Below are 15724 nucleotides of genomic sequence, written 5' to 3'. Positions count from 1 at the left end.
TTCTCCCCCTTGTCTATAGTTATAGTAGGTAGCTCATGAAAATGGTGGCGAGGCCGAAATAAATCAAAATCGAAATGATATCATTAATCGTAGTGATGAACGGCCCCGACGCAACCGCCGGATCGACTTTGAGCTTATGCATCACGAGCGGGACCAGGATCCCGGCAAGTGTGGCCACAAAGAGGGATATGAGCAGCGAAACCCCTATGACCAGTCCGAGGAAGAACTCACCCTTCCACACGTACACGATGATGCTGATACCGACACCGCATGTTGTACCCGTGATCAGACCGGTCCCTGCTTCACGCATGATAAGGGACCATCTGCTTTCTTTTTCAATATCTCCCGTTGCAATACCGCGAACCGCAACGGCGAGGGCCTGGGTACCCGTATTACCGGACATCCCCGAAATGACCGGGATGAAGATGGCAAGGACCGGTACGACGGCAAGGGTGTCCTCGAACCGGCTGATGAGGCTTGCGGTAAACATTCCGAGGAACAAAAGGGCAATGAGCCACGGCAGCCTTTTCTTGGCTGCACTGAACGGGTTCTGGTCGATGGAATCAAGATCCGAGATCCCTGCGAGCTTCGAATAGTCATCGGATGCCTCTTCTTCCATAACGTCCATGATGTCATCGACGGTGATGATACCGAGGAGGTGCTGTTGAAAATCCACAACCGGCAGGGCAAGGAAGTCGTAATCCTTCATTTGTCTCGCTACTGCCTCTTGGTCTTCACTGACGCCTACAGACATGACACGTTCGCTCATGATCTCTGAGATCATCACGTCATCGTGACTGATGATAAGGTCGCGAAGGGAGATGACCCCTACGAGTTTTTTATCGTCGTCGATCACATAGATATAGTAGATGGTCTCGGCATTCGGCGCTTCGTTCTTCAAGATATACATGGCCGACCGCACCGTCTGATTCTTGCTGATGGCCACGAATTCCGTGGTCATGATACTACCGGCTGTGTATTCTTCATAGTGCAGGAGTTCTTTGATTTCTTTCGCCGATTCATCATCCATGATGGTCAAGTAACTGACCACCTGTTCCTTATCCAGCTCATTCAATACATCGACCGCATCATCCGTATACATATGGGAGAGCATCTCAGCTGCATAAGAGGGATTCATTTCGGCAAGGATATCCTGATAATCTTCTTCTTCAATATCAAGACTTTCAAAAAGCTCTGCCATTTCTTCTGGGGATAGGTAGTGATAGAGGCGGGCCCTCAATCCTTCCTCCACCCGTGCAAAGAATGTCGCCTGATCATACGAGTGCAGTTCAATAAACTCTGAACGGAAGAGATCCATATTCTCCTCTTCAAGCGCCCTGATCAGAAGTTCTTCATCGAACATTTCCCTATCATTCGGTTTATCTTTGTCTCTTTCCTGATCTTGTGTGATATCAGTCATTGAACACACCTTCTTCCTATCACATGTATCTTTATCGTTTTAATACTAGCAAATCCTTCAGTTCTTGTCGCCTTAAAAATGACATCCTTTTTCTTGAAGTCCTGCGGTCCGAGCGTATATGTGAAACACTGAACCATTAATATGGCATAATTTCAATAAAAAGAAAAGCGAAAAGGAGCTGACTCATATGAAACTGGATATCATCGGGGATATACATGGCTGCTATGAGGAATTGACCGCACTCATTGAAAAGCTTGGATACAGCTGGAATGACGGGATACCCGTCCATCATGAACGAAAGCTTGCCTTCATAGGAGATCTTACGGACAGGGGGCCGCAATCACTCGACACGATCGAACTTGTGGCAGCTCTCTGCTCACGGGGAAAAGCAAGGTATGTCCCTGGGAATCACTGCGATAAATTGTACCGCTATTTCCTGGGCCATGATGTTCAAATACGCCATGGACTTGAAACAACGGTCGCAGAGTGGGAATCCGCCTCACCTTCGAAGCAGGAAGCAATCAAGAAGCAATTCCTCGCTCTGTACGAAGACGCCCCTCTCTACGATGTGCTCGATGGAGGAAGACTGATCCTTGCCCACGCAGGGATGAAAGAGGAATGGATCGGGCGGAAAGATAGAAGAATCAGGACCTTCGTTCTTTACGGGGACATCACCGGGGAACGGAATCCCAACGGGACACCCGTCAGGAGGGACTGGGCCAGGGACTATCATGGTGATGCTTGGATTGTTTATGGCCATACACCCGTCCCAGAGCCAAGAATGATCCATCGCACAGTCAATATTGACACCGGTGCCGTCTTTGGTGGACGCCTCACCGCGTTCCGCTACCCGGAAATCGAGACGGTCAGTGTGCCTTCCACGATGCCATCGATTCCGACAAAATTCACTTGTTACTAAAAAAGAGCGAGGGCCACGGGGCTCTCGCTCTTATTATGAACCTTGATCCACCAACCGACTCATATCTTTAGGCAGCGGACAGTGAAAGGTCAGCTCGCGTTGTTTCACCGGATGAAAAAAGGTAAGTCGGCTGCAATGGAGTGCCTGCCTCTTTATACGATCAAGCGCACCGCCGTAAAGATCGTCACCTTCAAGAGGGTGCCCGATATGGGATAGATGCACCCTGATTTGATGGGTCCTCCCAGTCTCGAGCTGCAGTCTCAAATGAGCATACGCTCTGTACTGCTTCACGACGCGATATCGGGTTTTGGCATGGCGGCCGTCTTCCCTCACCATCCGTTCGATGATGCTGGTCTCTTTCCTTCCGATGGGAGCTTCGATGACCCCTTCTGCATCTGTAAACAACCCATGAGCAATGGCTTCATACTCCCTGCTAACGTTCCCCTGCTTCTGACTCAGCGTGAAGAGATGATGAATATGTCGGTGCTTTGCCACCAGCACAATCCCAGACGTATCTTTATCAAGCCTGGTGACGATATGGACAGTGGATGCGACTTCAGTAGCCATGTAATGAAACCTGATTGCATTTGCCAATGTCCCCCCTGCTTGATCGGTCGAAGGAATCGTCTTCATTCCAGCGGGTTTGTAAACCACCAGAACGTCCTCATCTTCATAAAGGACCTTCAAGGGAAGCGGCTCAGGGAGGATGGAACTGTCTTCAACCGGGAAGACGACGCGGAGGCAGTCACCCTTGGTTAAGCGAAACCTTACATCTTCCCGCTTTCCATTGACGCTAAGCTCCCCGCCTTCGAATTTGACCGCCGTCAAGGTGCGCTTGGAAATCTCATGATCCTTTAGGAAATCTTTCATGCGTCGTCCCTGGTCCTCTTCACCGATGACCCACTTCATTTCGTATGGAATCATGATCCGTCAGTCCGACACAAAGGAGTCATGCACCCGTTTCCAGAACGGGAACGGCCTGAAGCGGGCAAATCGGATCTTTTCATCGGCCACGCGATATTGAATGCTCTTCACATCTTTGTGAAGCAGGGATAAGTGATCAATCGTGACGAGGAAGTCAGGACCGTTCACCGGCTTCAGCATGCATGTATGATGGGCCGGGAGGATGAGCGGCGAACCGATCGTCCTGAAGACGCGATTGTTGATGGACGCCATTTCAGCAAACTGGATCGCCGGGATCGACGGGTGGATGATAGCACCTCCAAGGGCTTTGTTATAGGCCGTACTTCCCGAAGGCGTGGAAAGGCAGAGCCCGTCCCCGCGGAAGCGTTCAAAGTGCTGGCCGCGAATTTCCACATCCATAACAAGAGTTCCTTCGACGCTTTTGACGGTGGATTCATTGAGTGCAAGATACCTCGTTTCCTTTCCACCGTGCTGATAACGGATGATCGTCTCTAGTAGAGGGTATTCAATGACTTGATAAGGAGTCTTCGCAATGGCGATGACCAGCTTTTCGATCTCCTCGGGCACCCAATCTGCGTAAAAGCCCAAGTGGCCGGTATGGACACCGACGAAAGCCGTCTTATCAAGTCTTGAACGATAGCGGTGAAAGGCATAGAGGAGCGTGCCGTCCCCACCGACGGAGATGACGATGTCGGGTTGGTCTTCATCATATGTAAGATTAAAATCTTGAAGATAGGTCCTCATTTTATGCATCAACGTGTTGGATTTGGAATCACCTTTTGACGTGATCGCGAACTTCATACTCATGCCCCTTTCAAGTCCCGCTGGGTCTCCCTCGCTGGTCCTTTTCCGTTTTGTTCGTAAAAATGACCTGTGCTTCCTGTATCTCTTCCCTGATGAGGCTCATCTCTTCATCAAGGCGGAAAGCAGCTTCTGCAGCACCTTGCAACCTATGTCTGATTTCTTCCGGGATCTGGCCACTGTATTTATAATTCAATGAATGCTCGATCGTTGCCCAGAAGTTCATGGACAAAGTCCTGATCTGGATTTCCGCCAGGATATTCACTTCCCCGTGAATGGTCTGCACGGGATAGTCGATGACGATGTGATAGGAGCGGTAGCCGCTCGGCTTCTTATGGGTCACATAGTCACGTTCCTCGATGATGGTGAAGTCCTTCCTTGCACGGAGCTTTTCCACCACCACATGGATATCTTCAACGAACTGACACATCATCCTTAGTCCGGCGATGTCCTGCATCTCCTGCTGGATCGCAGACAGCTTGATTCCTTTTTTGTTCGCTTTATCCAAGATGCTGGCAATCGGCTTCACCCTGCCCGTGACAAACTCAATGGGTGAATGGATGCTATATTTCTCATACTCACCACGCATCCCCTTCAGCTTTACCTTCAGTTCGTCAACAGCCTGTTTATACGGAGCTAAAAACTGTTCCCAATGGTTCATTCCATCACCTCCTGGTAGGGTCGGCTGTCAATGCCTTAATGAACGATGTTTATTTGATCAGTGGAAAAATACCGCTTCAACCTTAGCGACCATTTCATCACCGTAGTTTCCGTTCCCCTGAATATTCTCGACCAGGTACTGAAGCTCATCCTGGAACTGATGCAGCTCTAGGGTCCGTTCCGATCCGCGCGCCATGACCGGCATGCCGCTTTCCAGGACGTTCTTCAGTTCCTGCCAGATCGGTTCCTCCAAATATAAATACACATACTCTTCCGCATTTTCTGCTAGGTATACAAAAGCGAATCGATCAGAGTCTGCTATGATCTGACCGGCTGCCCGAACTCCTTCCAGGAGATCGTCCTGTTCTGTGTGCAGGACCAGGACACCGTTTTCAACGCTTGTCTGGTGAAACTGGATTACTTTCCTCATTCAACACTCATTCCTTCCATAAAACAATCAGTATCATTCTACCACATTTCATGGATTCATCTAAACATTGAAGTTCCCCATTCGTCAATGAGATAATGGAGCAATGACCGACAGTAGAAAGGAAGACCCTCATGCCAAAAGAAATCGAAATCGAATTCAAGAACCTTCTTACACCCGAAGAGTTTGTTAAGCTCTCTTCAGCGTTCAATGTGAAAGAAGCGGATTTTCTGCACCAGGCCAATCACTACTTCGATACCGAAGATTTCAAACTGAAGGAAGCCCGTTCAGCCCTTAGGATCCGGTCCAAGAGCGGACATCATACGCTGACATTGAAGACCCCCCACGGCGAAGACCTGCTCGAGACCAACCAGCCCCTAAGCGCGGATGAAGTCGCTTCTCTTCTCAAGGATAGAAGATTCCCTGAGGGTGAAGTGCGGGATACCATCCTCGGACTCAATATCGATCCAGACACCCTGCACCACTTCGGGACGCTGAATACAAAACGCTCGGAACAACGATTCAAAGGTGGGCTCCTGGTTCTGGATCAGAGCGAGTACCTGGATAAAGAAGACTATGAACTGGAATATGAAGTAGCGGACAGGACCGAAGGAGAAGCCATCTTCCTCGAACTTCTTGAGACGTTCCAGATCCCGGTTCGACAGACCAAGAACAAAGTCAGGCGCTTTTATGATGAATTGAAGAAAAAGCAGAAGGAAAATCCTTCACAGTAGAGGAATCTTACCGATAGTAACTGTATACGCCTACTAATCAGAGCAAGGAGATCCGATACATGAACATCCAACAAGTAAAAGCGATGATGGAGCTTCAGGCACTCGGTAACCTCGGGTCCATCGCCTCATCATCAAGCGAAGGAACCAATGTGTTCCAAACCGTGCTTGAAAATGCTCTTCAGACAACCGGGACCGACACATTGGGGAGTGTACAGAATCTTCTCGATACCATGCCCCAGCAGGCTCTTTCTCCGACGCTCGCCCTTTCCCAAAAGCGTGATGCAAGCAAGGGGCCGGAAACAGGCATTGACTCCATCATCAGCAGGGCCGCCGAACGCTACGGGATACCCGCTAAGCTGATCCACTCCGTCGTGAAGCAGGAATCGGGTTATGACCCTGCCGCCACCAGTCACGCAGGTGCAGCAGGATTGATGCAGCTCATGCCCGGAACAGCTCGTGGGCTCGGGGTCACTGACGTCTTTGATCCTGAACAGAACATCTTTGCCGGCTCTAAGTACCTGAAACAGATGCTGGTGAAATACGACGGGGACATGAAGCTCGCCTTGGCAGCTTATAATGCTGGGCCCGGGAATGTAGATAAGTACAGTGGAGTGCCTCCTTTCCAGGAAACCCAGAACTATGTGAGAAAAATCATGGATTCTTATTACGCATGAGCCGGCCATTGAGGCCGGCTTCTTTTTTATTTCCCCGCCCCCCCTTTCATACGTTTCCCCCATCGAGGTCACACTATGGTTGAAGGGCAAGCCGATTTGTTTGTACTAACACGGCAGGCTTGCTAGAATGAACTTACAAACTTAGTAAAAAGGAGTCATTCTTATGGTCGAGAAACCTAACATGCCCTATAATCTAATCGGCGAAAAGAAACTCTCCATGCTCGTAGAAGCGTTTTACCATAGAGTAGCCCGCCATCCGGAGCTGTCCAACCTGTTCCCGGATGATTTGACCGAAACAGCACGGAAACAAAAACAATTCCTGACACAATACCTGGGGGGGCCGCCGATCTACACGGAAGAACATGGTCATCCCATGCTCCGTGCGAGACATCTTCCCTTCCCGATTACCGAGTCGCGTGCTAAGGCATGGCTCGGCTGTATGCATGAAGCAATGGACGACGTACAATTAGAGGGTCCTGTACGCGAAGATTTCTTCCATCGCCTTGCACTCACCGCGCACCATATGGTGAATACCGATGAACGGGAGCAGAATGACATTGACTAGCGTGAACTGGCATCCGTTGAAGGGATGCAGCGCCGATAAGAAGCCTCTGGAAATCTATATGTTCGTCGACCCTCTTTGTCCGGAATGCTGGGCCCTGGAACCCATCATGAAAAAGCTTCACATTGAATACGGTCAATACTTCCGCATCCGCTACATCCTAAGTGGTCAGCTGTCCTCGCTGAATATCGCAACGAGAAAGAAACAAGCGGATCTCGCCCAGCACTGGGATAAGACCGCCAGCCGTTCGGGAATGTCTTGCGACGGCAGCCTATGGAAAGAAAATCCCATCGATTCGCCTTATGTGGTATCATTCGCCATCAAGGCAGCCGAACTTCAGGGGAAACATCAGGGCATCCGATTCCTTCGTTGTCTTCAGGAGCGATTATTCCTTGAAAAAAGGGACGTATCCTCCATCGATGTATTAAAGGAATGCGCCACTGCAGCCAAGCTGGACCTGAACGAGTTCATGAACGATATTCACTCCGATTCTGCTGCGAAGGCGTTCAAGTGTGATGTTAAGATCACATCCGAGATGGAAGTCGAAGAGATCCCTACCCTTGTTTTCTTCAATGAAAACATTGAAGACGAAGGGTTGAAGATCGCAGGTATGTATCCTTATGACGTCTACGTACACATCATTGAAGAAATGCTTGCAGAGAAACCGGAAAAAAAGACGCTTCCCTCACTGGATGTATTCATGAAGCATTACCGCCTGGTCGGTACGATGGAAATTGCCGTTGTATACGATTTATCGGTTGAGGAAGTAGAGAAAGAAATGAAAAAGTGGGCCCTTCAGCAGAAGGTGAAGAAGATCCCCGCAAAACACGGGACATTTTGGAGATATATCGGGTAATTAATTATCCCGGTATAATAATAATCGCACAAATGGAAAAGCCGATGTTGTCGCCAACATCGGCTTTTCAAATACGAACAAAGGGGATGGGAGAAATTTTTCACGGTCAAACAAAGGGGTATATGTTTGCTTGTGATCAACTTCACACTGATAATATACCATGAGCCGGCTGGCTATGACAAGAGTTTGTATGGTATTTCACAATATTGTCATATTCCATTGAATGAGAATTCACTCTGCCACATATACATAGTAAAAAACGGCTTCCAAAGGAGACGTGCTCATGGTGAAACAGGTGATCCTCCTTATACTCATCGGAATCAGTTTCATCCTCAATATTTTCGGTCTCATGAAGCTGATCCCGCTTTATGTCACATCCCCGATTCTTTTCGTATGCGTGCTGATCTTCATCCATTCACTCTTCACACGCCATCGATTCAAAGGTTTTCAACGCTGATTTCTGCCCGAAAGCAAAGACGCCCGCTAGTGGTTCAGCGGGCGTCTTTTTATTTAACGCTTATTGGAGTTTCTCAAGAAGGGCTTCCATTTCATTGAGTTTTTCTTCAAAGACCTTGCACGCTTCCTCAACTGGCGAGGACGTTGTCATATCGACTCCTGCCTTTTTGAGCACCTCAATCGGATAATCCGAACTTCCTGCTTTCAGGAACTCGATATACCGTTTGACTGCAGGCTCGCCTTCTTCAAGGATCTGATGGCTAAGGGCCGTTGCAGCCGAGAAGCCTGTGGCATATTGATAGACGTAGTAATTGTAATAGAAGTGAGGGATCCTTGCCCATTCCAGTCCGATCTCCTCATCAATCATGATTTCCTCACCGAAGTACTTCTTGTTGAGTTCATAATATTCCTTCGTCAGGTATTCCGACGTTAGAGCCACGCCTTCCTGTGCTTTTTTGTGGATATGATGTTCAAACTCGGCAAACATGGTCTGACGGAATACCGTACCTCTGAATCCTTCGAGATAGTGGTTCAACAAATACAGACGCTTCTTCTCATCGTCGATCGTTTTCAATAAATAGTCATTGAGGAGGGCTTCATTGCACGTTGATGCCACTTCCGCCACGAAGATGGAATAATTCCCGTACGTGTATGGTTGTGCGCTCCTGGTGTAATAGCTATGGACACTGTGGCCGAACTCATGGGCAAGGGTGAACAGATTGTTCACATTATCCTGCCAGTTCATAAGGATATACGGATTCGTCCCATATGCCCCCGATGAATAGGCCCCGCTCCTCTTCCCTTTGTTCTCCACAACGTCCACCCAGCGGTTCTTAAACCCTTCCTTCAGGACATTCGCATACTCTTCGCCGAGGGGCTTGAGGCCGTCAAGGATCATCTTCTGGGCTCCATCATACCCGACTTCCATTTTGACTTCCTTCACAAGTGGCGTGTACAAGTCATACATATGGACTTCATCGAGCTCAAGGACCTTTTTGCGCAGCTTCACATATCGCTGAAGGAGATGCAGATTGCTGTTGACGGTCTCAACCAGGTTATCATACACCTGCTCGGGGATATTATTGTTTGAAAGGGCCGCATGGCGTGCTGAATCGTAGTTCCGAACTTTCGCTGAGAAATTATCTTTCTTCACGGCACCGCTCAGTGTTGAAGCGAATGTATTACGGAACTTACCATACGTCTCATAGACTTTTTCAAACGCTTCTTTCCTGACTGCGCGATCACTGCTCTCCATGAAACGGATGAATCGCCCGTGGGTGATTTCCGTTACTTCCCCGTTTTCATCTTTGATACTTGGGAATTCAAGATCGGCATTATTCAGCATTCCGAATGTATTGCTCGATGAACTGAACACCTCTGATGCCTGAGCCAGAAGGGACTCTTCCTTCTCAGTCAGAATATGGGGACGTTGAAGGTTGATCTCTTCAAGGGCATGGGCATAAACCTTCAGTTCAGCTTTTTCTTCAAGGAATGATACAATCCTTTCCTCCTCGATGGAAAGAACCTCCGGAACCATATAGGCAAATGCGCTGCCGAGCTTTGTATAAAGACTCTTCGCTCTATCGTCCATCCCCTGATAATGGGAGTTGGTGGTATCCTGGTCGTAGCGCATATGTGAGTATGTATAAACCTTCCCCATCCGCTCAAGGATCTCATCCTGGAAAGCAAAAGCGGCATATAGTTCATCTGCTCCGTTGCCGAGTGTTCCTTTGAAATCCCCTGCCTTGCCTGAAAGCTCCTGGATTTCTTTGAACTCTTTCTCCCAGGCTTCGTCACTCGAGAAGATATCTTCAAGCCTCCACGTTAACTCCTGCTTTACTTCACTGCGGGTCGGCAGGCGTTTTACAGCTGTTTCATTAGACATAGTGATCCTCCATCCTCATTTTTTGCAATTTTTCCTTAATAGTACTATTCTCTCTCAACGAACGTATTCCTGCAACTAATCGGTCTCACTATACTATATGCGGAACCGCGCTGAAAAATCCGCTCGGTGGAGCATATAGAGATCGAAAGTCGCCGGGCATTCCCACTGTTGAAGAAGTCTGCACATCCCTCCCTCCATTCGGACCATTCCGAGCTTCTCCAATAAAGATAAGTACCAGTTGACGGCTTCCTCTATAGGGCAGCCCCCTTGGTCCACAAGGGGCAGATCCCTGACCCGCACGTCACCTCTCTCTGACCTCACAGCCATTGCAGAAACGATTGTGCCGAGTCCTACGTCCCCTTTCTTCAACGCATCACTCCAAAGGTAATACTGCCAGATGACAGGGTGCGTTTCGATCCGGTAGTGGGGAAGTAGACCCACCCATTGAGGTAGATACAATAACGTATCACCTGACTGGTATACTTCCTGCTTAAAGGCTTGCTCGGTTGGGTACCTGAGGATGCGTTGGATCCAACCAGTCCTCGAGCGGTCCCAAATTTTGTAGGGAAATGATCTTACAAGTGCTTGGGTTGTCATGGGTATGGTGAATTCACTTACGGGAATCTTGTGAAGCGTGCAAGCATGGAAGGTATTCGCAGAAAGGGGGATGAGATTTTGGTAGAGATGGAATTCCTGTTGATCAGGGAGGAAAAGAAGAAGGAATAATCCAAGGGGGTCTGCATGGCGCAGGAAGCCTTGCTGAAACGATGAAAGTCTGATTGCCCCGCTCGGTCTGGGGGCTCCTTCCGTTAACAGCCAGATCACTTGGATGCCGAGAGACCGGTACCCCTCTGTCCGCTTCTTCAGTTCTGCTGCAGAGAGGGTCGAGCACTGGACCTCGACTGCCATTCTTGCGCTCCCCGAAGTGATGAACACATCGGCTATCTGATTGATTTCCTTTAATAAATACTCCACTTTCACATCCGGGAACAGGCTGTGGAACCGATCATAAAGGATTTTCTTACCCGAGTGGTGAAGACGGGACTCCCCTTTATGCATGACGGGGCAGTCTTGCTTTAGTTGGTGGGCGAAATGCGGGATGGTCTTCCTTCCAATTTTGAGGACCAAGGGCTTACGACAGTGGGGACAAGTGATCGTGGGAGTGGAAGAACGCAGCTTCAAGAGTTCTCCTCTCGAATGATGGAACGCGGTGACTAAACGGTTATTGACATGAGCAGTCAGCATGGAACACCTCCTCCACACTCATTCTACGTGCACACGTCCATTTCCTTTCCCCCATCAAAAAAACTTCCCCGGGATTCCCCGGGAAAGTTCATAATAACGGTGAGAGCAGACGAGATGTTGATTCAAGGAACCTGTAGCCAAGATGGCGCTTTTGGAATGTATCAAGTGACAGTTCTTCTGCATGAAGAAGGTCATGCTCATATTCAGTCATAAGATCAAGGGTGCTCTCCGTCTTGTAAAGGAAGGCGTTGACCTCAAAATTCAAATGAAAGCTCCTCATGTCCATATTGGACGTGCCGATCGAAGCGAGTTCACCATCCACGATGAGGATCTTACTGTGCATGAAGCCCTTTTGGTATTCATAGATCCTGACACCCGCTTCAAGGAGCTCAGGGAAATAGGAACGGGAAGCGTGGAACACAATTCTTTTATCAGGCTTGTGGGGCACAAGAAGCCTCACATCCACTCCGCTGAGGGCGGCAATCTTCAAGGCTGAGAATATATCTTCATCCGGTATGAAATAGGGTGACGCAACCCACACACTCTTTTGAGCAGATGTGATCATGGAGAAGAACAGATTCTTCAGGACGCTGACTTCATTGTCAGGTCCTCCCGCGATCATCTGCACGCCTCCGTCCCCCTCGCTTGGGTCAGGAGTAAGATAACCTGGTGTGATGAAATCGTCACTCGTCATATAGTACCAATCCTGGAGGAAGATAAGCTGCAGGGTCCTGACGGCATCCCCTTTCACCATCAGGTGGGTATCCCTCCAGAATCCAAAGGAAGGGTTCTTCCCAAGATACTCATCACCTATATTCAACCCACCCACAAAGCCGATAGAACCGTCGATGACGATGATCTTGCGATGATTGCGGAAATTGAACTTATTATTCAGGATGGGTATTTTAACCGGACCGAATGGAACCATCTCGACTCCCGCTTCTTTCAATTCGGTGATATATTTTCTGGAAAGCTGCCATGAACCCACAGCGTCATATAAGAAGCGGATCTTCACCCCTTCGCTGGCTTTTTGGATGAGGACCTCCTTGATCTGAGAGCCGATGTCATCATGGCGGACAATATAGTATTCAAGATGGATATGATGTTTCGCCGTCTTCAGCCAGTCCAAAATCTCCTGGAACGTTTCATCACCATTGGTCAGCACCTTTGTCGAAGAAGAAAAGGAAATCGAACTGTTGCCGATTCGCCTGGCAAGACGGAAATACTTGTCCTGAAACAAATCCCGATCCATTTCTTTCGGACCAGGTTCATACCGCAAATAGGTCTGCTTATCCAATATATATTTTTTCTTGAACATCCGTTCCTTCCGGAAGTTCCTGCCAAACAATAGATAAAAGATAAAGCCCAGGAACGGAAATGCGCCGAGCACCACGAGCCATGTCAATGTCTGGGTCGGATGGCGGTTTTCAAAGAAGATCAAAAATCCGATCAAGATGACGGAGAAGGTGAACAACAAGCTGACGTATTTGACTACACCATGTAAGTACTGATCAAAGTAGAGCAGGTAACTGATAACAAGTACCAGCAGGAATAAGAGAACACGCACTGTATTTTTCACACTCGTGAACACCTTTCAGGATGGATTCTTAAAAATAAAGAAATACCGATTTCATCAGAAACCGGTATTGGGCATTATGCAAAATGTGTACGTAACGTACCGAATACATCTTCAGCCATGACGACTTTTCCATATTCCTCAAGACGATGGACCGTCATGCGTGATTCATCCGCATATTCGAGGAGCATGCTGAGCGTATTCTCCATTTCCTCTTCCGTAAAGTGTTCTTCGGAAAACTTAATGTATAGATAATATTTATTTTCATAAGCCAATAGCTTTGTGGCCATTTGCTCCAGCGACTGGTCCTTCATCCGGTGGGCAAGGGAGATCGCATCTTCAAAATCACGGAACGTAAGAGTGAAATCGAGTGAAGCATCCCCTTCTCCTTCAGGGTCCTGCTTGATCTGGAAGTGCTGATCGAGGAGTTCTTCAATCCGTTCATCAACCGGCAGATCCTTCAGCTTTTCTTCCGGGATCGGCAGTTCGAAACGTTGACCATCTTTGGAGACCTGTGCACGAGTCACGAGGATCTCAAGTCCCTTATCAAGGGCCTGAACCTGGATCCAAAGGGGGCCTTCGATCCCGAAGTCTTCTTCCTGATGAACTTCATCCATCATCTCCCAGAATAGCTCCTCGCTCCTCTCGCGGTTATACCAGATTTCTTCCCTGTCAAAACCGCGATCTTCGATATCCCCATAAGATATATAAAACTTGACTGTATTTTCGTTAATGCGTTCGATTTCCATTTGACACCTCTCCCTTCTTGCATGAAGTTAGTGAAGGGACTGCACCCTCCGAGCCTTGCAGCTCGATTGCTGGTGAAGATAGAAGAAACAGTTAGGTTAGTTTGTACCTTGTACTTCTATTTTATGTTGATTCCACTGAAATGGGAATACATTTTGCACCCATTTTACTTCACATATCCTGCTGATTAACTAAGTGTTTTTGCCAGTTTAGCGGATATTTGCAGAAAATTCAAGTGATAAAACTCGTCCAATGTAAAAGGGGACCAGCTGAAAAGGATACGCAACGTACCTTCATTAGCTGGCCCCCTTTTTTTAGAAAAGGTACCCGGCCATTCCGACCGGGGCGGATATGAATTAGTTAACCATGCGCTGAGCTTCCATGAGTTGGAATGTACGAACTTTCCTTGGAAGGAAACGTCTGATTTCGTCTTCATTATAACCTACTTGCAGGCGTTTTTCATCCAAGATGATCGGGCGTCTGAGAAGCCCAGGATTCTGTTGGATCAGTTCGAACAACTCTTGCAGAGGAAGGGTCTCCAGGTCGACGTTCAGCTTTTGGAATGTTTTCGAACGAGTCGAAATGATCTCATCCGTTCCATCCTCAGTCATGCGAAGGATTTCCTTGATTTCATCAATGCTCAATGGCTCAGAAAAAACGTTGCGCTCTGTATATGGAATCTCATGTTCTTCTAACCAAGCTTTTGCCTTACGACAAGATGTACAACTAGGTGAAGTGAATAATGTTACCACGAATCATTCACACTCCCTCAAGATTTTTTTGAAAAGATTATGGTAGAGTATTATTTAAACGTATACGGTTTAATTAAAATAAGTTTAAATAAGCAATCTCTATAACGTATTATACATGAATAATGTATTGTTGAATATACTTTTAACCAATTTGTCAATTTTCTTATACATTTGTTTAACAAAGTATAATCATATCCATTTACTCTACATATACCCCTTCTGCTCACTGTTAAACATAAGAGTTCATTTTCATTTAGAAAACCTTATTGCGAATCGCAATAAGGTTGGTGTGCTACAGTTTTTTTAATACATCTCCGTCACGATCCTCATCCATTGTCAGAACATCCTCCACTGACTCGTAGGATTCACCGTAAAACGTTTCATCTTTATAGGTATGAATCAGTTCGTAGGTTTTCTTCATGGATTCATAAATCAGTTCTTCAGGCTCATCCTGAGGTGCCCAGTAAAGGATTTCCATTGGATTGACTTCATTCGTTGCAAGGGATCTTCTCGCATATCCTATCGTCACGGCATGTTTGAACCCTTCCCTTTTGTAGAATTTAAGGCGCTTTTCGGTGTCGGTATCGTCATAGTCCACTGGTTCCACCTCCAGGAGGATCGGTTTCTTCCTCTCTTTCAGCTTTTCAATCAGTTTGCTTCCAAGACCTTGGCCCCTGGCATCCTTTGAGACGAACAGATAGTCGATGAAGATGAACTCCTCGAGTTCCGCATACATTAGAACGTGATACTGTCCTTCATCTTTGTGATAGATATCGCTTCTTTCCTTTAAAAGCGTTTCCATATGTTCGCGCGATTTCATTTCCTCTACAGGAAAATATTGATTTAGTTTCTCATACCAATGCATGGATCTACTCCTTCTGAAAATGTTTTTGCATTACTAGAATTCTCTAAATGGTAAAATGTATGTCAGATTTGAGAGAGGGGTTTTCACGCCTAAGGGTGAAAAAAGGGGATTTCGGTAGACACTCTACTTATAATGATAGCAGTATGTAGTGTATTGTCAAATGTCCACCTCGTGTAAAGGGCTGGATCCAACGTTCACTTAATAGAAGAAAACGGTGCGGA

Annotated in this window: 17 protein-coding genes; 6 read left to right on the top strand and 11 right to left on the bottom strand. The window is 47.5% G+C overall.

The genetic code is table 11. The features are described 5' to 3' along the window. Positions 1 to 19: 19 nt before the first annotated feature. A complete protein-coding gene (gene mgtE, locus ABJ225_RS01220) occupies positions 20 to 1363 on the bottom strand; it encodes a magnesium transporter (RefSeq protein ID WP_048013149.1) in 1344 nt (447 codons plus the stop codon). 244 nt (positions 1364 to 1607) lie between these two features. Here mgtE and prpE point away from each other — a divergent pair, with 244 nt between their 5' ends. Beyond that, a complete protein-coding gene (prpE, locus tag ABJ225_RS01215) occupies positions 1608 to 2339 on the top strand; it encodes a bis(5'-nucleosyl)-tetraphosphatase PrpE (RefSeq protein ID WP_347318061.1) in 732 nt (243 codons plus the stop codon). A gap of 33 nt (positions 2340 to 2372) precedes the next feature. Here prpE and ABJ225_RS01210 read toward each other — a convergent pair whose 3' ends face one another. Genes ABJ225_RS01210 through ABJ225_RS01195 form a run of 4 tightly spaced genes read right to left on the bottom strand, consistent with a single transcriptional unit; the run spans position 2373 to position 5154 of the window. Next, entirely contained in the window at positions 2373 to 3263 is an 891-nt protein-coding gene (locus tag ABJ225_RS01210) for an RluA family pseudouridine synthase (protein WP_347318059.1), read from the bottom strand. A gap of 6 nt (positions 3264 to 3269) precedes the next feature. Next, on the bottom strand, positions 3270 to 4064 hold the full coding sequence (locus tag ABJ225_RS01205) for an NAD kinase (protein ID WP_048004306.1): 795 nt from the start codon (positions 4062 to 4064) through the stop codon (positions 3270 to 3272). Positions 4065 to 4077: 13 nt separating this feature from the next. Beyond that, on the bottom strand, positions 4078 to 4725 hold the full coding sequence (yjbM, locus tag ABJ225_RS01200) for a GTP diphosphokinase (RefSeq protein ID WP_048015489.1): 648 nt from the start codon (positions 4723 to 4725) through the stop codon (positions 4078 to 4080). 57 nt (positions 4726 to 4782) lie between these two features. Next, positions 4783 to 5154 carry a UPF0738 family protein gene (locus ABJ225_RS01195; protein WP_347318056.1) on the bottom strand — a complete coding sequence of 124 codons (372 nt, stop codon included), beginning with the start codon at positions 5152 to 5154 and terminating at the stop codon, positions 4783 to 4785. A gap of 131 nt (positions 5155 to 5285) precedes the next feature. Between ABJ225_RS01195 and ABJ225_RS01190 the strand changes: the two genes are divergently transcribed. From ABJ225_RS01190 to ABJ225_RS01170, 5 genes are all read left to right on the top strand, one after another. Then, on the top strand, positions 5286 to 5885 hold the full coding sequence (locus ABJ225_RS01190; protein WP_218245751.1) for a CYTH domain-containing protein: 600 nt from the start codon (positions 5286 to 5288) through the stop codon (positions 5883 to 5885). Positions 5886 to 5944: 59 nt separating this feature from the next. Then, positions 5945 to 6559: a lytic transglycosylase domain-containing protein gene (locus ABJ225_RS01185; RefSeq protein WP_347318053.1), complete on the top strand. Its 615-nt coding sequence runs from the start codon at positions 5945 to 5947 to the stop codon at positions 6557 to 6559. Between the two features lie 163 nt (positions 6560 to 6722). Beyond that, positions 6723 to 7124, top strand: coding sequence for a globin domain-containing protein (locus tag ABJ225_RS01180; RefSeq protein ID WP_053427531.1), 402 nt, complete (start codon positions 6723 to 6725; stop codon positions 7122 to 7124). Further along, entirely contained in the window at positions 7111 to 7977 is an 867-nt protein-coding gene (locus ABJ225_RS01175; RefSeq protein WP_347318051.1) for a ClpXP adapter SpxH family protein, read from the top strand. The genes ABJ225_RS01180 and ABJ225_RS01175 overlap by 14 nt, the downstream gene beginning before the upstream one ends. Before the next feature lie 283 nt (positions 7978 to 8260). Beyond that, positions 8261 to 8434, top strand: a complete 174-nt coding sequence (locus ABJ225_RS01170) for a hypothetical protein (RefSeq protein ID WP_164468455.1) — start codon at positions 8261 to 8263, stop codon at positions 8432 to 8434. Between the two features lie 60 nt (positions 8435 to 8494). Here the strand turns inward: ABJ225_RS01170 and pepF are convergent, their stop codons facing one another. The 6 genes from pepF to ABJ225_RS01140 all read right to left on the bottom strand — a co-directional run bounded on the left by pepF (position 8495) and on the right by ABJ225_RS01140 (position 15503). Beyond that, positions 8495 to 10318, bottom strand: coding sequence for an oligoendopeptidase F (gene pepF / locus ABJ225_RS01165; protein WP_347318049.1), 1824 nt, complete (start codon positions 10316 to 10318; stop codon positions 8495 to 8497). 93 nt (positions 10319 to 10411) lie between these two features. After that, positions 10412 to 11563, bottom strand: a complete 1152-nt coding sequence (locus ABJ225_RS01160; protein ID WP_347318047.1) for a competence protein CoiA — start codon at positions 11561 to 11563, stop codon at positions 10412 to 10414. An 88-nt stretch (positions 11564 to 11651) separates the two neighbouring features. Continuing rightward, entirely contained in the window at positions 11652 to 13142 is a 1491-nt protein-coding gene (gene cls / locus ABJ225_RS01155; RefSeq protein WP_056537807.1) for a cardiolipin synthase, read from the bottom strand. A gap of 74 nt (positions 13143 to 13216) precedes the next feature. Beyond that, on the bottom strand, positions 13217 to 13888 hold the full coding sequence (mecA, locus tag ABJ225_RS01150) for an adaptor protein MecA (protein WP_218245746.1): 672 nt from the start codon (positions 13886 to 13888) through the stop codon (positions 13217 to 13219). A gap of 354 nt (positions 13889 to 14242) precedes the next feature. Further along, positions 14243 to 14638: a transcriptional regulator SpxA gene (gene spxA / locus ABJ225_RS01145; RefSeq protein WP_048004318.1), complete on the bottom strand. Its 396-nt coding sequence runs from the start codon at positions 14636 to 14638 to the stop codon at positions 14243 to 14245. 292 nt (positions 14639 to 14930) lie between these two features. Continuing rightward, entirely contained in the window at positions 14931 to 15503 is a 573-nt protein-coding gene (locus ABJ225_RS01140; RefSeq protein ID WP_079515824.1) for a GNAT family N-acetyltransferase, read from the bottom strand. Positions 15504 to 15724 lie beyond the last annotated feature (221 nt).

Source organism: Rossellomorea sp. RS05 (assembly GCF_039822645.1).
GTDB lineage: Bacteria > Bacillota > Bacilli > Bacillales > Bacillaceae_B > Rossellomorea > Rossellomorea marisflavi_B.
The sequence above is the reverse complement of the archived record's forward strand: the minus strand, read 5'-3'. Positions and strand labels throughout refer to the sequence as shown.